Source organism: Thioalkalivibrio sp. ALR17-21 (assembly GCF_000420185.1).
GTDB classification, from domain to species: Bacteria; Pseudomonadota; Gammaproteobacteria; order Ectothiorhodospirales; family Ectothiorhodospiraceae; genus Thioalkalivibrio; species Thioalkalivibrio halophilus.
Map to the genome: position 1 here is coordinate 16,581 of NZ_ATUL01000019.1, position 17,665 is coordinate 34,245.

The following is a 17,665-nucleotide window of genomic DNA, read 5'->3' on the forward strand; positions in this document are numbered from 1 at the left end:
AATCTCGTTCAGGACCCCTTAAGCAGGTAATCCTGCAGGGCAGTGGCCTGTTCTCCGGCCGGTTCCTCGACGCGGATCTGCCAGACCGCGGCCGGGTGGTCCGGGCTCCAGTCGCTGAAGACCACCAGTCCGGCGTAAGGGCCGGAACCGGTGATGCGGCCGTGGACCAGGCGTCCCCCGGAGTCGGCATCCAGCCGCACGGAGAACTCCGGGGCGGGCGCGGGAAGCGTCCAGGAACCGTCGCGGCCGTGTTCGCGAAAGCCCTCGCTGGAGGGCACCGCCGCATCGCCGAAATGGCGCTGCAGCAGCGGCACCGCCAGGCGGTGCGGCAGGCCCAGCACGGTTTCCACGCCGGCGCGCCCCCGGTCCACCGCGCGCGCGGCGGTGTCCAGCGGATTCCTGCGACGGAACGGATTGCGCAGCCAGCGGGTCATCACGCCGGTATGATCAGGCAGCCCGGCCGGCGCTGCAAATGGGCACAGGTTTCGCCCGAGCCACCCCCTGGCATCAAGCCGGCAGGGTCGCTACGGTGAGGTGGCTACAGGCCACACCAACGTGCCAGGAGGTCCTTATGGGTTTTGCGCTGTCCGACATGCAGCTCACCAGCCCGGAGTTCGAGTCGCGCGGGAAGATCCCGGCGCGCTACACCGGCGAGGGCGAGGATGTCTCCCCGCCGCTGGCGTGGCGCGGCGCGCCCGAGGGCACCCGCGGGTTCGCGATCCTCTGTCACGATCCCGATGCCCCGCTGGTCAAGCCCGGGTCCTACGGCTTCGTGCACTGGGTGCTGTACAACCTGCCGCCCGATGTCTCCGAGCTGGAAGCCGGCACCTCGCTGGGGACCAACGGGCACACGGACTTTGACCGCAACGGCTACGGCGGGCCGATGCCCCCGGGCGGTCATGGGGTGCATCACTATTTCTTCTGGGTCATGGCCCTGGATGCCGATCTGCAGGCCCCGCCCGGGCTGACCATGGAGCAATTCCTGGAACGCGCCGAACCGCACGTGATCGGCATGAACCGGCTGGTGGGCACCTACACCCGCGACTGATTCAGTCGAACTGCGAGTCGCCGCGCAGGGCCGAGGCCAGGGTGCCGGTCATGCGGTCGAAGCGGCGCTCCAGGTCCACCCGCCAGTAGCCTTCCCGCTCGCCCGTCTCGGGCTGCGGGCTGGCGGGGTCGACGCGTACATGGCGTCCGCCAGTGGTGCGCATGTGCTCGATGAACCGCAGGGCGTTGGCGCGCTCGCGGAAGCGGCAGCGATAGTGCTGGCCGACATGGCCGGTCTGCTCGCTGGAGGCGACCGCGTCGTCCATGCCCTCGAGGAAAGCGCGCCCGAGGGCGCGCTCGATCTCCGGGTCGCCGGTGTGTCCGTGCTCGGTCAGGAAGACCGCAAGCCGCATCAGGCGGTGGGTGAAATACTCCGCGGGCAGGTCCAGCAGCTGCCCGCTGCAGACACGGATGTCGTTGATGCAGGAACGGCCGGTCACGTACTTGGCGCGCGTGCCGTTGTCCTCGGCCTTGAGCACCAGCCCCTCCACCCCGCGCGCGTCCAGTTCCAGGATCCGATGGCGCAGGGCCTCGAGCTCGTCGGGGTGGAAGACACCGTGCTGCGCCGGCTGCGGCAGACCATGGCGCTCGATCCGGCGCTGCTTGTCGGCATGCGGCAGAAAGCCCGCGTGATCGCGGCGCATCATGTCGAACACGAACAGCTGGATGTCGTGTTCCACCTGAGCACTGGTGCCCTCCATGTACGGGGTGTCGGGGCCGGCGATCTCGGCGCACAGGATCAGCTCCGGGTCCTCCTCGAACACCTGCGGGTCGACGAAATCCGGCACCCGGTCGGTGGCGAACGGGCACACGAATCCGCCGCGCGAGAACGCGTAGATCGCGTCGCCCTCGCGCAGGATGCGCACGTTGAAGCCGTCGATCTTCTCCTCGGCCCGGAACGGGCCGTCGAACTGGCGCGGCAGGCCGGCGGCCAGCGACTGGATGCGGGCGATGGAAGGGTAGCCCGGCAGCACGCGCCCGTCGGGCAGCACCACGCTGCCGCGCGGAAAGCCATCCACACTCTCCAGCAGGCGGTGGGAGGTCAGGTCCGCGAACTGCTGCTCGCGGGCGCGGCCCTGTTCCAGGGCCTGTTCGAGGGTTGCGGCGTCCATGCCTCAGTGTATCGCCCCGGCCGCGGGCGCGTACATTGCGCCGGCACGCCTCAGCCCGGGCCGTTGCCGGCGAGGGCGTGCAGGGCGGTCCCGCGCTCGTGCGCCCGGGCCGCCTGGCCGGCCAGGCGGCGGGCGAGGCTGATGATGCGCAGCTGGCGGTCCATCTCCGCCATCGACAGTGCGCCGAAGGTGCCCTCGCGCAGCAGCGCCGCCTTGAGTTCCTGATAGGCGGCTTCAACGTCCTCCACCGCGCGGGACACCTCCTCCGCAGGCGTCCCGGCCGTCTCCTCGTCGGCCTCCAGGCGGGCCCAGTCCAGGGCGCGGATCACGCGGCCCTGCCAGGCACGGCGCCGCGCGGTCATCTCCGCAGTGGTGTCATCGCTGGCGCTGCGGCGCAGTTCGGCGATCTCGGCGGCGCGCGCGGCGATGTCCTGATGGTAGCGGGCGACCCGCACCGCCTCGGCGATCCCTTCGGCCGTGGCGTCCGCCATCGACACCCGCCCGGCGCGGTTGGCGAACTCGCCGATGGCCTCCACCAGTCGTTCGACGACATCGAGCCGCTGACGCAGGCCCCATTCGGACGGCGGGGTCTCGGCGAGGGCGTCGCGCGCCATGCGGTAGGCCAGTTCGCCGGCGCGGTCGACCTCCATGGTGAGTGACTGCAGGGCCAGCTCCGGGACCCGGGCGCTGCTGTCGTCGAGGTGGCGGGGACGTGCCTCGTCCAGATCCGCGCCGCCGAAGTGCCGCTGCAGCCGCCGGATCATCGGTCGGGCCAGCGGGATCATCAGGATCACGCCGAGCACGTTGAATGCGGTGTGGAACAGGGCCAGCAGCATGGCCGGGGCGGGGGCGGCCTCCGGTCCGCCCCAGATCCATTCGATGGCGGCAAGGAACCACGGCAGCATCAGCAGGGCCACGATCGCGGTCAGGCCGTTGAACAGTACGTGTGCGGCGGCCACGCGCTTGGCATTGGCGGTGGCCCCGATCACGACGAGCACCGCCTTGATGGTGGTCCCCAGGTTGGAGCCGATGACCGCGGCGGCGGCCGCCTCCAGCGGGATCGCGCCGCTCATGGCGGCGGTCAGGGCCATGGCCATGGCCGCCGACGAGCTCTGCATGGCCAGCGTCAGCAGCATGCCGATGGCGACCATGATCACCAGCCCGAGGAAGCCGGGACGCGCCAGTGCCCCCAGGTCCACGGTGTCGCCGAGATCCACGAAAGTGACCCGCAGCACGTCGATGCCGAGGAACAGCAGGCCGAACCCCGCCAGCGCGAGCCCCAGGTAGGGCAGGCGCGCGCCGCGGGTGATGATGTACATCAGTGCGCCGGCCCCGATCGCCGGCAGGGCAAAGGCCTCGATGCGGATCTCCAGCCCGAGGATGGAGACCAGCCAGCCGGTCACGGTGGTGCCCACATTGGAGCCGAAGATGACCCAGACCGACTGGCCCAGGGTCAGCAGGCCCGCGTTGGCGAAGCCGATGATCGCCAGGGTGACGGCGCTGGAGGACTGCACCAGCGCGGTCACGCCCACGCCGGTGGCCAGCGCCCGGCTGCGGCTGCGGGTCCAGCTGCCGAGGATCCGGCGCAGGGCCTTGCCCCCGGCGGTGCGCAGACCGTCGGTGAGGAGGTGCATGCCCAGCAGGAACAGGCCCAGACCGCCGAGGAAACCGGCGATCAGCGCCAGGGCGCCGGTGTCGGGGGCTCCGGTCATGGTTGTACCCCGATGCCCGATCCCGAGCCCTTTTCCGGGCCCGGGATCGGGTGGCGGCTACAGCTCGATGGTGTCGCCATAGTCCGGGATGCGGGCGTCCAGGTCGCGTTCGCGCATCACCTGCGCCAGGGCCTCGCGCGCGGCCGGTTCGCCGTGCACCAGATGGAAGACCGGTCGGTCGCGGAAGCCGGCGGCCCAGTCGAGGAGCCGGGACTGGCCGGCGTGCGCGGAGAGCCCGCCCAGGGTATGCACATGGCCCTTCACCGCGATGTCGTCGCCGTGGATCTTGACCGAGCGGGCGCCGTCCACCAGCTGGCGGCCGAGGGTCCCGGCGGCCTGGAAACCGGCGATCACGAGATGCGTGCTGCGTCGTTCGAGGTTGTATTTGAGGTGGTGGCGGATACGGCCGCCGTTGCACATCCCGGCGCCGGCGATGATGATCGCGCCGCCGGAGATGCGGTTGATGGCCATGGATTCTTCCACCGTGCGGGTGAACTCCAGCGGCGGGAGGTATTCCCGCGGATTCCCGTTGGCCGCCTGATGCAGCCGCTCCAGGTCTTCCGAGTTCAGGGACTGGCGGCAGCGCGCGTAGAGCTCGGTGACGCGGATCCCCATCGGGCTGTCGAGAAAGATCTTCTGCTGCGGCACCCGTCCGGCGTGGTGCAGCATGCCCAGGTGGTAGAGGATTTCCTGCGTGCGGCCCACGGCGAAGGCGGGGATCAGCACGTTGCCGCCATCGTCCCAGGCCTCCTGCAGGATCTGCGCGAACTCGTCGATGGTTTCTTCCAGCGGGCGGTGGTCACGGTCGCCGTAGGTGCTTTCCAGCAGTACGTGGTCGGCCTGCTCCGGGCGTGCGGGCTCGTTCATCAGCACCGACTCGGGGTTGCCGAGGTCGCCGGAGAAGAGCAGCCGCCGCTCGCGGCCGCCGGACGGCACCACCAGTTCGACGATGGCGGCACCCAGGATGTGCCCGGCGTCGTGGAAGGTCAGACGCGAGCCGTCGTCCAGATGCCGGGGCTGGCCGTAGGAGACCGGCTCGCACAGTTCGAGCGTGGTCTCCACGTCCTGTTCGTCGTACAGCGGCTCCAGCAGCTCGCGGTCGTTGCGCGCGCGCCACTTGTTCTCCCATTCGATGTCCTTCGCCATCACGAAGGCCGAGTCGCGCAGCATGATGTCCAGCAGTTCCAGCGTCCCCGGCGTGCAGAAGATCGGGCCGCGGTAGCCGTCGCGCACCAGTTTCGGCAGCAGGCCCGAGTGGTCCAGATGGCCGTGCGAGAGGATCACGGCGTCGGTGTTCGCCGCCACCTCGGCCAGCGAGGCGCGGTTGTGCTCGTCGGCGTCGCTGCCGCCCTGCTGCATGCCGCATTCGAGCAGGTAACGGGCGTGGTCGGTGTCGATGCGATAGCGCGAACCGGTGACCTCGCCGGTGGCGCCCTGAAAGGTAAGCTGTGCCATGCCGCGCAGTGTACCGGCTTTGGCGGGGCGGTCGCAGGGGGTCAGCGGTCGCCGTCTTCCAGCAGCCGCTCGATCTGCTCCGGTTTGAGCCCGGCCACTCCGCGCAGTGGCAGCACCAGCCCGAGGCCGCGTCCGCGCGCGGCGAGTCCCAGTTCGGTGTCCAGCGTGGTGCGCAGGCGTTCGCCGTGACCGGTCTCCAGGATCGCCAGCAGCAGGGTGCGGGCGCCCTCGTAGTGCAGGCTGAGGATGCGCGGATGGTGGTCGGTGGTGGCGTTGCGTGCATCCATGAGGGTGAGCCCGGCGCCGCCGCCCCGGCGCACGATCTCCACCGCCGCATCGCGATCGGCGTCGGGGAACATCACCGCCAGCAGCGACAGCGGCAGTCCGGCGGCCGGCGGGGGCGGCGCGTGTCCGGGCGCGCACGGGGCCTGCGGGCGGGCATTGGCCATGTCCAGCAGCGCATCGGTGTCGTCGGAGGCCTCCAGGGTAAAGGCCAGGCCGTTATAGGGCTGCAGCAGGTCCAGTTCCAGGTTCAGCCGCCGCGCGATGCGTTCACCGCGTGCCGGATCGGTCTTCCAGATGCACACCGATTCGAGTCCCTGGTAGGTCACGCCGAAAAAACGCATGTGCTCCGGAAAGCCGATGCCGAAGCCCTCGTGCAGCGACGGTTTCGGCGCGCCCTCCTCGGCGGCGATATGCACGGCGCGTTCCTCCAGATCGCCGGCAATCACGGCGACGAGCAGGACGGGTGAAGGCTCGGTCATGGCTCCCTCCGGGTGGCCGCGTACGGGCGGTTCGCCGCATGATAACGCAGGGGAACGAAAGGAGAACGGCATGCTGGATCCGTTTGTACCCGAGTCGGGCATGGTCGAGATCCCGGATGCCGGGGCACTGTCGGCAGGAGGGGCGGCCGATGTCGGCTGGACGCTGGACTGGAGCAGTGGCGAGGCCCGCCATCGCGAATGCCTGTACCTCCCGCGCCTGGATCCCGAACGGGATCTCTGGCCCGCCGGCGATGGTTCCGGCCTGAGCGGAAGTTCGCCGGGCGAGGCCTGCGAATGGCCGGCGGCGTCCCTGGTACCCGCGGCCGATCCCGCAGGGGTCGTGGAGCTGTCGCCGGCGGCCTTCAACCGGCGGTTGCGGCGCCACCGGGTGGTCGAGCCGCGGGCCGGAAGGTTCTATCCGCGGGGGTTCATCGCCGGACATGCCGGGATCGAGAAAGGGGACCGGGCCCTGTTTCGCGTGGGGGCCCTGGAAGAGGACCGCCTGCTGGCGGACCTGAACCACCCCCTCGCGGGGCGCGAGCTGCGTCTGACCGGTCGGCTGCTGGGGGTACATCCCGAAAGCCGCGAGGGGTCCCCGGTCGACGTGACCGGGCGGCTGACCGAACGCGGGCCCGGGATGCAGGCCCGCTGGCGCGGGGTTCCGACGGATTTCTGGAGCGGCGGCGCCTGCGAGCGGGAAGATCCGGCGGACGATGCGGCGTTCTACGCCCGGCCGCGCATGGTCCACCATCTGGATGCCACCGCGCGCGCCGGGGTCGCGGCACTGTACGCCGCGCTGGTACCGCCGGGGGCGCGGGTGCTGGATCTCATGGCGAGCTGGGCATCGCATCTGGACGGGGTTGCCGAGCCGGAGGCGGTCGTCGGTCTGGGCATGAACCGGGAAGAGCTGGCCGCCAACCCGGCGCTGAGCCAGGCCCTGGTGCAGGACCTGAATGCCTGTCCCCGTCTGCCATTCCCGGCGGACAGCCTGGACGTGGTGGTCTGTACCGCTTCGGTCGAATATCTGACCCGGCCCGGCGCGGTCTTTGCCTCGGTGCGGGAGGTGCTCCGCCCGGGTGGCGTGTTCGTGGTGACGTTTTCGGATCGCTGCTTCCCCACCAGGGCGATCGCGGTCTGGGAACGGCTGTTCGACTTCGAGCGCATGGGACTGGTGCTGGACCGGTTCCTGGAGGCGGGTTTCGTCGACCTGACCACGTTCAGCCTGCGCGGCCTGCCGCGGCCGGCGGATGACCCTTACGCAGGCCGCCTGGACCATGCGGATCCGGTTTTTGCGGTATGGGGTACAAGTCCCCACGGCGGGGCTCTTAACCGGTAAACTGCATCCTGATTCGAGATACCCGCGCATGCGGGCCGGAACCGACGGGGAATGCATGGCCGCAAGCAAGGCCAAATCGGGAAGCAAGAGCCAGAATTCGGGCCAGAAACAGGGTCAGAAACCGGGCCCGAAGCAGGCGCGGGCTCGGGATACGAAGACGCCGGAGCCTCCCGCACCGCCGACGCTCAGCGGTCAACTGCTGCGCGGGCTCCGCGAGGGCGCGCTGCTGATCTTCGGCATGCTGGCGCTGTACCTGCTGGTGGCCCTGGTGACCTATCACCCGGGTGACGCCGCCTGGTCCACTACCGGGGACGGTGACGGGACGCGCAATCTCGGCGGAACCACCGGGGCGTGGTTCGCCGACATCGCCTTTCACCTGCTGGGCCATCTGGCCTTCCTGATCCCGCTGGCGGTCGCCGGCATCGGCTGGTGGCTGTTCCGGCACCGGCGGGATGCGCGCATGGCCAGTGCCCTGGAGATCGGCGTGCGCGGCGCGGCCCTGATGGTGGCGCTGATCGCCGGTTCGGCGCTGGCGGCCCTGCACCTGTTGCCGGGCGGGATGCCGGTGCACGCCGGGGGGATCCTGGGCGATCTGTTCGGCGGCTGGGCGGTCGCCGGGCTGGGCCTGGTCGGCGGCACGCTGGTGCTGCTGGCGCTGTTCCTTGCCGGGGTCACGCTGTTCACCGGGCTGTCGTGGTTTGCGCTGATGGATGGCCTGGGGCGTGCGCTGGTGCGCGGCTGGGAGGCCGCAAGGGCGCGGCTGGAGCTGGCGCGCGACCGCCGCATCGGCCGCCAGCAGCGGGCCGGGCGCGAAGAACGCGTGGACAAGGAGCGCAAACGCACCGCCGACCGTCCGCCGAAACGGGTGGAGCCGAAGGTCGAGACCCCGCCGCCCAGCCCGCGAGTGGAGAAGGAAAAGCAAGTCCCGCTGTTTACCGCCGGCGAGGGCGCCGATCCGATCCCGCCACTGGGCCTGCTGGACGAACCCCCGGCGGCCTCCGAGGGGCATTCGGAAGAGGCCCTGCAGGCGTTGTCGCGCCAGGTGGAGCTCAAGCTGAAGGACTTCGGCGTGGAGGTCGAGGTGGTCGCGGTGCAGCCGGGGCCGGTGATCACCCGCTTCGAGCTGCAGCCGGCCCCCGGGGTCAAGGCCTCGCGCATCTCCGGCCTGTCCACCGACCTGGCGCGTTCGCTGTCGGTAATCGCGGTGCGCATCGTCGAGGTGATCCCCGGACGCTCCACGGTGGGTCTGGAGATCCCCAACGACAACCGCGAGATCGTCGCGCTCAGCGAGATCCTGCGTTCGGAGAAGTTCGACTCCGGCAAGTCGCCGCTGACCATGGCCCTGGGCAAGGACATCGGCGGCGCGCCGGTGATGGCCGATCTGGCGAAGATGCCGCATCTGCTGGTGGCCGGCACCACCGGTTCCGGCAAGTCGGTGGGCGTCAACGCGATGCTGCTGTCGCTGCTGTACAAGGCCACCCCGGAAGAAGTGCGGCTGATCCTGATCGACCCCAAGATGCTGGAGCTGTCGGTCTACGAGGGCATCCCGCATCTGCTGTGCCCGGTGGTCACCGACATGAAGGACGCGTCCAACGCCCTGCGCTGGGCGGTGGGCGAGATGGAACGGCGCTACAAGCTGATGTCGGCGCTGGGGGTACGCAACATCGGCGGTTTCAACAAGAAGGTGCGCGACGCGCGCGCCGCCGGCGAGCCGCTGAAGGATCCGCTGTTCGACCCGGCGCAGTCGGTCACCGCGACCGAGGCGCCGGAGCTGGAGCCGCTGCCGTTCATCGTGATCGTGGTCGACGAGTTCGCCGACATGATGATGGTGGTGGGCAAGAAGGTGGAGGAGCTGATCGCGCGCCTGGCGCAGAAGGCACGCGCGGCCGGGCTGCACCTGATCCTCGCCACCCAGCGCCCGTCGGTGGACGTGATCACCGGCCTGATCAAGGCCAACATCCCCAGTCGCATCGCCTTCCAGGTGTCCTCGCGGGTGGATTCCCGCACCATCCTCGACCAGATGGGCGCGGAGCACCTGCTGGGTCATGGCGACATGCTCTATCTGCCGCCGGGCAAGGCGATGCCGGAGCGCGTGCACGGCGCGTTCGTGGGCGACAACGAGGTGCACCAGGTGGTGGAGTACCTCAAGTCCACCGGCGAACCCGACTACAACGAGGCGATCCTCGACGAGCCGGAGGCCGGCGCGGCGGCGATTCCCGGGCTGGAATCGGGTGACGGGAACGAATCGGAGTCGGATCCGCTCTATGATCAGGCGGTGCAGATCGTCACCGAGTCGCGCAAGGCCTCCATTTCCTACGTACAGCGACGGCTGAAGATCGGCTACAACCGCGCCGCGCGGATCGTGGAGGACATGGAGACCGCCGGACTGGTCAGCCCGGTGCAGTCCAACGGCAATCGCGAGGTGCTGGTGCCCGATCGCTCGAACGAGTGAGGTGCACGGCCTCGTTCACTGCGGATTAAGCTGTCGCCGCGCAATCTGTTGATCCGAGTTTCCCTGACGGAGATCGCATGAACCCGCGTCCCCCGAGTTTTGCCACTGGCCCGCTGCGCGGGTCTTCCATGCTCGCCGGCTTGCTGGCGGCACTGCTGCTCCTGTTCGCCGCGCCGGCGGCTGCGACCGATGATGCCCGCCTGGCGCTGGAACGTTTCATGGCCGGCCTGGAGACGTTCTCCGCGGAGTTCACCCAGACGGTCAGTGACGAGACCGGCTTCACCCTGCAGGAATCCGAAGGGGTGATGCATCTGGGGCTTCCCGACCGGCTGTACTGGGAGGTGCGCGAGCCGTTCCCGCAGGTGGTGGTGTCCGATGGCCGTGAACTGTGGACGTTCGAACCGGATCTGGCGCAGGCCACGGTGCGCCCGCTGGGCGACGCGCTGGAGGCCACGCCGATCGCCGCCATCAGCCAGCCGGATCGGCTGGAGGCGCACTTTCGCACGATGATCCTGCCGGTGCCGGATGGCGAGGCCCTGCGGCTGCTGCTGCTGCCGCGCGACGAGCATGCGGATTTCGTGCGCATGATGCTGGATCTGACCCCGGACGGCGACCTGGTGCGCATGCAGTTCGAGGACCTGTTCGGGCAGGTCACCGACGTGCGGTTCAGCGCCAGCGAGCGCAACCCGGAGCTGGATCCGGACACCTTCCGCTTCGAGGTGCCCGACGGGGCCGACGTCTACCGGCCCTGACCCGTTCCCGGCGGGGTTACAATTCCGGCATGAGTGACGACCTGTTCGACAACGACCTGTTCGGGGACGATCCCGCCGGCGGCCCGGAGGCCGACCCGCCGGCCCACCCGTCATCGCAGTCCGCAGCCGCGGCAACGACCGTGGATCCCGCTGCCCCGCTGGCCGAGCGCATGCGCCCGGCGCGGCTGGACGAGATGGTGGGGCAGGATCACCTGGTGGGCGCGGATGCCGCGCTGCGCCGCGCGATCGAAAGCGGTCAGACCCCGTCCATGATCCTGTGGGGGCCGCCCGGCTGTGGCAAGACTACGCTGGCGCGGCTGGTGGCCGAGGCCGGCGCCCAGCGGCTGGTGACCCTGTCGGCGGTGCTGGCCGGAGTGAAGGACGTGCGTGCGGTGGTGGATGCGGCGAAGACCCGGCGGCGCAACGGCGTCGGCACGCTGCTGTTCATCGACGAGATCCACCGCTTCAACAAGGGGCAGCAGGACGCGCTGCTGCCGCATATCGAGGACGGCACGCTCACGTTCGTGGGGGCCACCACCGAGAATCCGTCGTTTGCGCTGAACAGCGCGCTGCTGTCGCGGGCGCGGGTGTATCGCATGGAGGCGGTGGGGGCGGAAGCGGTCGAGTCCCTGATCGAGCGCGCCCTGGAGGATCCGGAGCGGGGCCTGGGCGGCCGCGGCCTGACACTGGATGCGGAGGAGCGTCAGCGCCTGGCGCGGGCCGCGGACGGGGATGCCCGGCGTGCCCTGAACTGGCTGGAGACCGCCTCCGACCTGGCCCGCGACGGGGCGATTACCGGAGACGCCCTGCGCGCGGTCATGGGCGCGCAGTCCCTGGCCTTCGACCGCCAGGGCGATGCCTTCTACGATCAGATCTCCGCGCTGCACAAGTCGGTGCGCGGTTCCGACCCCAACGCGGCGGTGTACTGGCTGACCCGCATGCTGGATGCCGGCTGCGATCCGGACTACCTGGGCCGGCGGCTGCTGCGCATGGCCTACGAGGACATCGGCCTGGCCGCAGTCGGGCTGGGCGCGCGGGTGCTCGCGGCCTGGCAGACCCTGGAACGCCTGGGCCGGCCGGAAGGTGACCTGGCGCTGGTGCAGGCGGTGATCGAACTGGCCGCCGCACCCAAGAGCAACAGTGCCTACGTTGCGCTGAACCAGGCGCGCGCGGCGATCCGCGAGACCGGGAGCCCGGGCGTGCCGCTGCATCTGCGCAACGCGCCGACCGAGCTGATGCGCGCGGAAGGCTTCGGGGCCGGGTACCGCTACGATCACGACGAGCCCGATGGCTTCGCCCGCGGGCAGGTCTACCTGCCGGAGGGTCTGGAAGACGAGCGCTTCTACAGCCCGCGCCGGGACGGCACCGAGCGCGCGCTGGCGGAGCGCCTGGACCGTCTGCGCGACGCGGGCGGAAACCCCGGCGGGGAGGGCTGACCGGGTTGCGCATCCGGCATCACAAGCGGTGGCTGACGGTGGCGGCGATCCTGTTCGGTGTGTCGCTGGCGTGGATCCTGCTGACCACCGAGTGGCCGAGCCTTGGCTTCCCGCTGGGCGAGGTGGAGGCCTGGCTGCGGGGCTGGGGTGCGGGTGCCTATCTGGTGTTCGTGCTCGCCTTCATGCTGCTGGCCCTGTTCCCGCTGCCCAGTACCTTCTGGATCCTGCTGGGCGGGGCCCTGTTCGGCCCCTTCACCGGCGCCGCCCTCAGCCTGCTGGCAGCGACCCTGGCGGCGGTCATTGCCTTCCTGCTGGCGCGTACCTGGCTGCAGCCCTGGCTGGCCCCGCGCATGGGCCCGCGCAGCTCGCGGCTGCGCGCCGATGTGGAGGCCGAGGGCTGGCGGGTCGTGGCCCTGACCCGCCTGGTGCCGGTGTTTCCGTTCGCCCCAACCAATTACGCCCTGGGGCTGGTCCGGCTGCCGCTGCCGGTCTTCGCGCTGACCACCATGGTCGCCCTGATCCCCAGCCTGTTCGCCTATGCCTGGCTGGGGCACGCCACCCGGGAGATCGCCAGTGGCGCCGACAGCGGGGTACAGCTGGGTCTGGCCCTGCTCGCGGTGCTGGCGCTGTTGCTGTTGCTGCCGCGCCTGGTGCGCCGCATCTGGCTGGGCCAGAAGACACTGCACACCGAGGCGCCAATGACTTCAGTGTCTCCCTCAGACCCAGGCGAGCAGGACCCCGATGCCCAGGGCGAGGAACAGCAGGGCGGCGAGCGCGCGTAACAGCCGCAGGGGCAGGTGGCAGGCGAAGCGCTGGCCCAGCCACACCACCGGGGCATTCGCGAGCACCATGCCGATGGTCGAGCCGATCACGACCAGGATCAGGCTGTCGAAGGTCGCGGCCAGCGCGCCGGTGGCGACCTGGGTCTTGTCGCCCATCTCGACCAGGAAGAACAGCACCGTGGTGGTCCAGAACACGCCGTGTTTCGACGCGGCCGGCAGCTCGTCCTCGCCATCCGGGACCAGTACCCAGGCGGCCATCACGATGAACCCGATCCCCAGACCCCAGCGCAGCCAGTCCTCCGGGATGCTGGCGCCGATCCACACGCCCGCCAGCGCGGCCAGGAAGTGATTGGCCAGCGTGGCCACCACGATGCCCCAGATGATGGGCCAGGTCTGCTGGTAGCGGCAGATCAGGAGCAGGGCGAGGAGCTGGGTCTTGTCGCCCATCTCGGCGATGGCGACGATGACGGTAGAGACGAGCAGGGCTTCCATGACGGTCTTCCGGGCCGGGTGGGTGGGCAAGACACGTGACATCGCACCACCCACCCGGCCACGGATCGGGGCGCCATGCCACAGGTCTCGCGGGGCCCGGTGCCGCATCGGCGGCGGGGCTGTCTGCACCACGGTCCTCCGGGCGGAGGATCGAATCTGTTGATGCAGACCCCGGTGAGGCAAGGCCACCCGGGTCGCTACTCCCCTGAAGCTGGCAGGACTCTAGTCATCCCGGTCCGCGCGGGCAAGGACGATCGCGGCTCCGGGCTGCGCCGCCGCCGGGGCTTGGGTAGCATGCGCGCGATGAAACGCTTCCTTTACTGGGTCGATCGGGCCCCCCTTTGGCTGTTCGCACTGCTGGTTGCGACCGTCGGCCTGGCCCCCTGGATCCCCGAGCCGCATGTCGCGGAGAAACTGCGCTGGCTGTTTGCCGGGGAACTTACCCGGCCACTCGATGTGCTCGACCTGGTCGTCCATGCCGTGCCCTGGCTGTTGATGGCGTTCAAGCTCTATCGCAACAGTCTCACCACGAAGGGCGCCCCCTGAGCCGATTGTTTCTCCCTGGCTTGTGGGAAATCGACGCGCCGCTTGCCGGCCGCTACCGATTTCGCACCTTTTCAACCCCGGGAGACTCCCATGCGCTTTATTGTTGCCGTCACCGCCGGTACCGACGACCCGACCCGCGCCACGCTTGGCATGATTGCCGCCAATGTGGCCAAGCAGCAGGGCCACGACGTGACCGTCTGGCTGCAGGGCGAGGCCGTGAACATCGCCAACCGCAACGTGTACGACAAGATCGTCGGCCATAACATGCCGGCAATGAAGGACATCGTGGATTCGCTGGTGAGTGAAGGCGTTCCGTTCTGGGCCTGCGAGGCCTGCGCCAAGGGTCGCGACGTCGGCGAGCACAACTTCCTGCCGAACGCCGAGATGGCCGGCATGGGCCACTACGTCCAGGCCGTCGCCGAGTTCGACCGCTCCATGAGCTTCTGATCGGCCGTGCCGTTCCGCGGGCGGGGCGTGATGCCCCGCCCGTTTTTGTTTGTACCCCCGCTGTCAGTCGGTCGAACTGGCACATCGCATGCTTGTTTGTTCCGGGAGTGATTCACGGACGACGAGCATGACCCAGAACACATCCCCGAATTTTTCCCTCGAAGAGTCCATTGGCGATTTCCTGGTCGCCTCGCGCAAGTGCGAGGTGGTGAGCCTGGAGCGCCTGCTGGAGGCGGTGCAGCTGGTCGGGCGCATCCGCGCGCTGGTGCATGCCCTGCAGCGCGAGCGCGGGGCCTCCAGCCTCTGGATCGGGTCCGGCGGCCAGCGCTATACCCGCGAACTGGAGCAGTACCGGGCCGAATCGGACGCCGCCGCGGCCGCGTTCCGCGAGCACCTGGATGGCTGGCTGGCCCCGGACGCCTGCGCCCATGGCCGCAGTCGGCTGCTGGGGCGCATGGCGCTGGCGCTGCATGGCCTGTCCGGCCTGGGCAGCCTGCGCGAGGAGGTCCTGGAGCTGACCCTGAGCCCGATGGACTCGACCCGCGGCTTCAGCGAGCTGATTCGCGCCCTGATGGCCCTGGTGTTCGAGGCTGCGGATTCGGCGACCGATCCCGAGGTCTCGCGGGCCCTGGTGGCCCTGCTGAACTTCATGCAGGGCAAGGAACTGGCAGGGCAGGAGCGCGCGATCGGGGCCGCCGGGTTTGGCGCCGCGAACTTCGAGCCCGAACTGCGCCAGGCGCTGGTCCATCGGATCGATGCCCAGGAACGGGCGTTCCGCATCTTCTCCGAGTTCGCGGCACCGGCGGCCTGTGCCGCCTGGCGCGAGCTGCAGACGGCGGCCTTCGCCGCCGACATCGAGCGTCTGCGCCGCCGGGCCTGTACCGAGGCCTCAGGGCACCACGACCCCGCCCGGGCCGAGGAATGGTTTGCCTGTACCACCGCGCGCATCGACGCGATGAAGGAGATCGAGGATCTGCTGGAGATGCACCTGAACGAGTGCTGCTCGGCACGCATCACGGCGGATCGCGCGGACCTCGGCGCGGTGCGTGACCGGGTCGCGCAACTCGCCGAGTCGGAACTGCGCGACAGCGTCCCGTATGCGGTGTTCTTCGGCGCGCCGGAGGGCCTGGAGCCCGCGCAGGAGGAGGGCGATGCCGCACTCAACGTACCGATCGTCGGACACTCGGTGATGGACTTGGTGCAGCGCCAGGCGGCCCGGCTGCAGTCGGTGGAGGATGAACTGCATGCGGCACGCCAGGCCCTGGCCGAGCGCAAGACCATCGAGCGTGCCAAGGCGCTGCTGATCCAGCACCGCGGCCTCAGCGAGGACCAGGCCTACAAGCTCCTGCGCCAGACGGCGATGAACCAGAACCGGCGCCTGGCCGAGGTCGCCGAGGCGACCGTCGCGATGTCCGACCTGCTGGGCAAGGGCGGCCTGTAGCTAACTCCCCGGGAAACGGATGCCGGCCCTGTGGGAGCGGGCTTGCCCGCGAAGCACCTGCCAGTGTCCGCGACTGGCAGGGGCTTCGCCGCCAAGGCGGCTCCTACAGGTAGTGCACCAGCGCGGTTCATCTGCACCGCCGGTGTGCCCCAGGGTGGTGCCGCTTGCGAGTGATATTCCCCTGCGAAGATTCGATTGAGTACCGGGAACCGTCCGATTTTTCCGCGTCAGGATAGGCTTTGCGCCCTATCGGTCGATCAGCAACGGCTAATTGGCACACCTCCTGCAGGAATACCGGCAAGACGAGCCAACGGCGGTTCGTCGCCTGACAACAGGGAGACCCGACGACCGGGCCTCCCACGGGACTGGACAAAGGCGTCCATCACCCGGCTGCAAACGCGGCCGGGCTGATAGGACGCCTTTTTTCGTTTTTGGGATGTGTTTGCTGACAAGGGGAGTGAACCCGCAATGACCGATCACACGAATGACACGAAAAAGACCTCCGGCCTGTCGCGCCGGCGTTTCCTTCAGGCCGGCGGCGTTCTGGCAGGGGGCGCCGCCTTGGGGATGCATCCGGATTTTTTCCGGTCGGCGGCCTATGCCGGGGGATCCGAAGGGCTGGAAAAGACCAAGCTCGAGTTCGGATTTATCCCCTTGACGGATTGTGCTCCGCTCGTAGTCGCCCAGGAGAAGGGATATTTCGCTCGCCACGGGCTCGACGTCCATGTGGCCAAGGAGGCTTCCTGGGCCAATATTCGCGACAAGGTCTCCGTTGGGAGCCTGGATGGCGGGCACATGCTGGCGGGGATGCCGATCGCCGCGACGCTGGGCGTGGGTGCTACCCAGCGCAACACCATCACGGGGTTCAGCATGGACCTCAACGGCAACGCGATTACCGTTTCCAACGAGCTCTACGACCGGATGGTCGAGGCCGATCCGGAGGCTATGAACGAACGGCCGATTTCCGCGCGCGCCCTGAAGAAGGTCATCGATGCCGACCAGGCAGCGGGCCGTGCCCCGATGACCTTCGCCATGGTTTTCCCCGTATCCACGCATAACTATGAACTGCGCTACTGGATGGCCGCTTCCGGGATCAACCCGGATCGGGATGTCCGCCTGGTTGTGATCCCGCCACCCCAGATGGTGGCCAACCTGCGCGCGGGCAACATGGATGGCTACTGCGTCGGCGAGCCCTGGAACATGCGTGCGGTGGACATGGGTATCGGCAAGACCCTGGTCACCAACTACGAGATATGGAACAACAATCCGGAGAAGGTGTTTGGCGTACTGGAGAGCTGGGCGGAAGAACACCCGAATACGCACCAGGCAGCGTTGCGGGCCTTGATCGAGGCCAACGAGTGGATGGACAAGCCCGAGAATCGCGAAGAAGTGGTGCGCATCATTTCGGGCCGCCGTTTTGTCAACGCCCCTGAACACGTAGTGGCCATGTCGATGACGGGGACGCTCCAGTTCAATCCGGACGGAGACCCCGAACCCTTCCCGGACTTCAATGTGTTCCACCGTTACGCGGCCAGCTTTCCGTGGCGCTCGCATGCGGCCTGGTTTGTCACGCAGATGGTTCGTTGGGGGCAGCTGGAAGAGCCTGTGGATATGCGTGCGGTGGCCGAAAAGGTCTATCGCCCCGAACTGTATCGGCAAGCGGCTGCAGAAGTGGGCGTCGCCTATCCCGAGATCGACTGGAAGACGGAAGGCACACGCAATGAACACTGGACCCTGGAGGCGGCCTCCTCGCCGATCGAGATGGGCCCTGACCGGTTCATTGATAACCGCGCCTATGACCCGGATGACCTTGTCGGCTATGTCGACGGTTTCGATGTACACAGTCGCAAGGTCGCCCTCGATGACCTCGCCGACGTCAACGGCTGAGGGA

The 17,665-nt window shown here is 69.0% G+C and carries 16 protein-coding genes; 10 read left to right on the forward strand and 6 right to left on the reverse strand.

The annotated features are described in order from the left end of the window. Positions 1-8: 8 nt before the first annotated feature. Positions 9-434, reverse strand: coding sequence for a hypothetical protein (locus G020_RS0110395; protein ID WP_019590598.1), 426 nt, complete (start codon positions 432-434; stop codon positions 9-11). Positions 435-571: 137 nt separating this feature from the next. On the opposite strand from G020_RS0110395, the gene G020_RS0110400 reads away from it, so the two are divergent. Then, a complete protein-coding gene (locus G020_RS0110400) occupies positions 572-1,048 on the forward strand; it encodes a YbhB/YbcL family Raf kinase inhibitor-like protein (protein WP_019590597.1) in 477 nt (158 codons plus the stop codon). Position 1,049: 1 nt separating this feature from the next. Here the strand turns inward: G020_RS0110400 and G020_RS0110405 are convergent, their stop codons facing one another. The 4 genes from G020_RS0110405 to G020_RS0110420 are packed head-to-tail and all read right to left on the reverse strand — an operon-like array spanning position 1,050 to position 6,090. Beyond that, positions 1,050-2,159, reverse strand: coding sequence for an RNA ligase (locus tag G020_RS0110405; RefSeq protein ID WP_018871185.1), 1,110 nt, complete (start codon positions 2,157-2,159; stop codon positions 1,050-1,052). Positions 2,160-2,209: 50 nt separating this feature from the next. Further along, positions 2,210-3,871, reverse strand: a complete 1,662-nt coding sequence (locus G020_RS0110410; RefSeq protein WP_019590596.1) for a Na/Pi cotransporter family protein — start codon at positions 3,869-3,871, stop codon at positions 2,210-2,212. 57 nt (positions 3,872-3,928) lie between these two features. Beyond that, complete coding sequence (locus tag G020_RS0110415; RefSeq protein ID WP_019590595.1) at positions 3,929-5,326, reverse strand: MBL fold metallo-hydrolase RNA specificity domain-containing protein; 1,398 nt, start codon at positions 5,324-5,326, stop codon at positions 3,929-3,931. Positions 5,327-5,367: 41 nt separating this feature from the next. Next, positions 5,368-6,090, reverse strand: a complete 723-nt coding sequence (locus tag G020_RS0110420) for a hypothetical protein (protein ID WP_019590594.1) — start codon at positions 6,088-6,090, stop codon at positions 5,368-5,370. Positions 6,091-6,160: 70 nt separating this feature from the next. On the opposite strand from G020_RS0110420, the gene G020_RS0110425 reads away from it, so the two are divergent. The 5 genes from G020_RS0110425 (at position 6,161) to G020_RS0110445 (ending at position 12,848) form a co-directional block, all read left to right on the forward strand. Then, positions 6,161-7,426, forward strand: coding sequence for a methyltransferase domain-containing protein (locus tag G020_RS0110425; protein WP_019590593.1), 1,266 nt, complete (start codon positions 6,161-6,163; stop codon positions 7,424-7,426). A gap of 55 nt (positions 7,427-7,481) precedes the next feature. Further along, positions 7,482-9,878, forward strand: a complete 2,397-nt coding sequence (locus G020_RS0110430; protein WP_019590592.1) for a DNA translocase FtsK — start codon at positions 7,482-7,484, stop codon at positions 9,876-9,878. 128 nt (positions 9,879-10,006) lie between these two features. After that, a complete protein-coding gene (lolA, locus tag G020_RS0110435; RefSeq protein WP_019590591.1) occupies positions 10,007-10,630 on the forward strand; it encodes an outer membrane lipoprotein chaperone LolA in 624 nt (207 codons plus the stop codon). A 29-nt stretch (positions 10,631-10,659) separates the two neighbouring features. Then, a complete protein-coding gene (locus tag G020_RS0110440; RefSeq protein ID WP_019021058.1) occupies positions 10,660-12,066 on the forward strand; it encodes a replication-associated recombination protein A in 1,407 nt (468 codons plus the stop codon). Between the two features lie 5 nt (positions 12,067-12,071). Beyond that, positions 12,072-12,848, forward strand: a complete 777-nt coding sequence (locus tag G020_RS0110445; protein WP_019021057.1) for a TVP38/TMEM64 family protein — start codon at positions 12,072-12,074, stop codon at positions 12,846-12,848. On the opposite strand, the gene G020_RS0110450 is transcribed toward G020_RS0110445, so the two are convergent. Beyond that, the gene (locus G020_RS0110450; protein ID WP_018876967.1) at positions 12,783-13,340 is read right to left on the reverse strand and encodes a TMEM165/GDT1 family protein; all 558 of its coding nucleotides are present in this window, start codon (positions 13,338-13,340) and stop codon (positions 12,783-12,785) included. The two genes, G020_RS0110445 and G020_RS0110450, sit on opposite strands and share 66 nt — an antisense overlap. A 303-nt stretch (positions 13,341-13,643) precedes the next feature. Here G020_RS0110450 and G020_RS0110455 point away from each other — a divergent pair, with 303 nt between their 5' ends. The 4 genes from G020_RS0110455 (at position 13,644) to G020_RS0110470 (ending at position 17,661) form a co-directional block, all read left to right on the forward strand. Continuing rightward, entirely contained in the window at positions 13,644-13,886 is a 243-nt protein-coding gene (locus G020_RS0110455) for a hypothetical protein (RefSeq protein WP_019590155.1), read from the forward strand. A 90-nt stretch (positions 13,887-13,976) separates the two neighbouring features. Then, positions 13,977-14,333 carry a DsrE family protein gene (locus G020_RS0110460; protein ID WP_017941855.1) on the forward strand — a complete coding sequence of 119 codons (357 nt, stop codon included), beginning with the start codon at positions 13,977-13,979 and terminating at the stop codon, positions 14,331-14,333. Positions 14,334-14,460: 127 nt separating this feature from the next. Continuing rightward, the gene (locus G020_RS0110465; RefSeq protein WP_018876965.1) at positions 14,461-15,774 is read left to right on the forward strand and encodes a nitrate regulatory protein; all 1,314 of its coding nucleotides are present in this window, start codon (positions 14,461-14,463) and stop codon (positions 15,772-15,774) included. A gap of 468 nt (positions 15,775-16,242) precedes the next feature. Continuing rightward, positions 16,243-17,661 (forward strand): CmpA/NrtA family ABC transporter substrate-binding protein, encoded by a 1,419-nt coding sequence (locus G020_RS0110470; protein WP_019021055.1) that lies wholly within the window; start codon positions 16,243-16,245, stop codon positions 17,659-17,661. Positions 17,662-17,665 lie beyond the last annotated feature (4 nt).

What these genes read in the sequence shown, in the direction of transcription:
- G020_RS0110450 (WP_018876967.1), bottom strand. Translation starts at nt 13,340, where the DNA reads ATGGAAGCCCTGCTCGTCTCTACCGTCATCGTCGCCATCGCCGAGATG.
- G020_RS0110410 (WP_019590596.1), bottom strand. Translation starts at nt 3,871, where the DNA reads ATGACCGGAGCCCCCGACACCGGCGCCCTGGCGCTGATCGCCGGTTTC.
- G020_RS0110430 (WP_019590592.1), top strand. Translation starts at nt 7,482, where the DNA reads ATGGCCGCAAGCAAGGCCAAATCGGGAAGCAAGAGCCAGAATTCGGGC.
- lolA (WP_019590591.1), top strand. Translation starts at nt 10,007, where the DNA reads ATGCTCGCCGGCTTGCTGGCGGCACTGCTGCTCCTGTTCGCCGCGCCG.
- G020_RS0110465 (WP_018876965.1), top strand. Translation starts at nt 14,461, where the DNA reads ATGACCCAGAACACATCCCCGAATTTTTCCCTCGAAGAGTCCATTGGC.
- G020_RS0110395 (WP_019590598.1), bottom strand. Translation starts at nt 434, where the DNA reads ATGACCCGCTGGCTGCGCAATCCGTTCCGTCGCAGGAATCCGCTGGAC.
- G020_RS0110470 (WP_019021055.1), top strand. Translation starts at nt 16,243, where the DNA reads ATGACCGATCACACGAATGACACGAAAAAGACCTCCGGCCTGTCGCGC.
- G020_RS0110420 (WP_019590594.1), bottom strand. Translation starts at nt 6,090, where the DNA reads ATGACCGAGCCTTCACCCGTCCTGCTCGTCGCCGTGATTGCCGGCGAT.
- G020_RS0110455 (WP_019590155.1), top strand. Translation starts at nt 13,644, where the DNA reads ATGAAACGCTTCCTTTACTGGGTCGATCGGGCCCCCCTTTGGCTGTTC.
- G020_RS0110415 (WP_019590595.1), bottom strand. Translation starts at nt 5,326, where the DNA reads ATGGCACAGCTTACCTTTCAGGGCGCCACCGGCGAGGTCACCGGTTCG.
- G020_RS0110440 (WP_019021058.1), top strand. Translation starts at nt 10,660, where the DNA reads ATGAGTGACGACCTGTTCGACAACGACCTGTTCGGGGACGATCCCGCC.
- G020_RS0110425 (WP_019590593.1), top strand. Translation starts at nt 6,161, where the DNA reads ATGCTGGATCCGTTTGTACCCGAGTCGGGCATGGTCGAGATCCCGGAT.
- G020_RS0110400 (WP_019590597.1), top strand. Translation starts at nt 572, where the DNA reads ATGGGTTTTGCGCTGTCCGACATGCAGCTCACCAGCCCGGAGTTCGAG.
- G020_RS0110460 (WP_017941855.1), top strand. Translation starts at nt 13,977, where the DNA reads ATGCGCTTTATTGTTGCCGTCACCGCCGGTACCGACGACCCGACCCGC.
- G020_RS0110405 (WP_018871185.1), bottom strand. Translation starts at nt 2,159, where the DNA reads ATGGACGCCGCAACCCTCGAACAGGCCCTGGAACAGGGCCGCGCCCGC.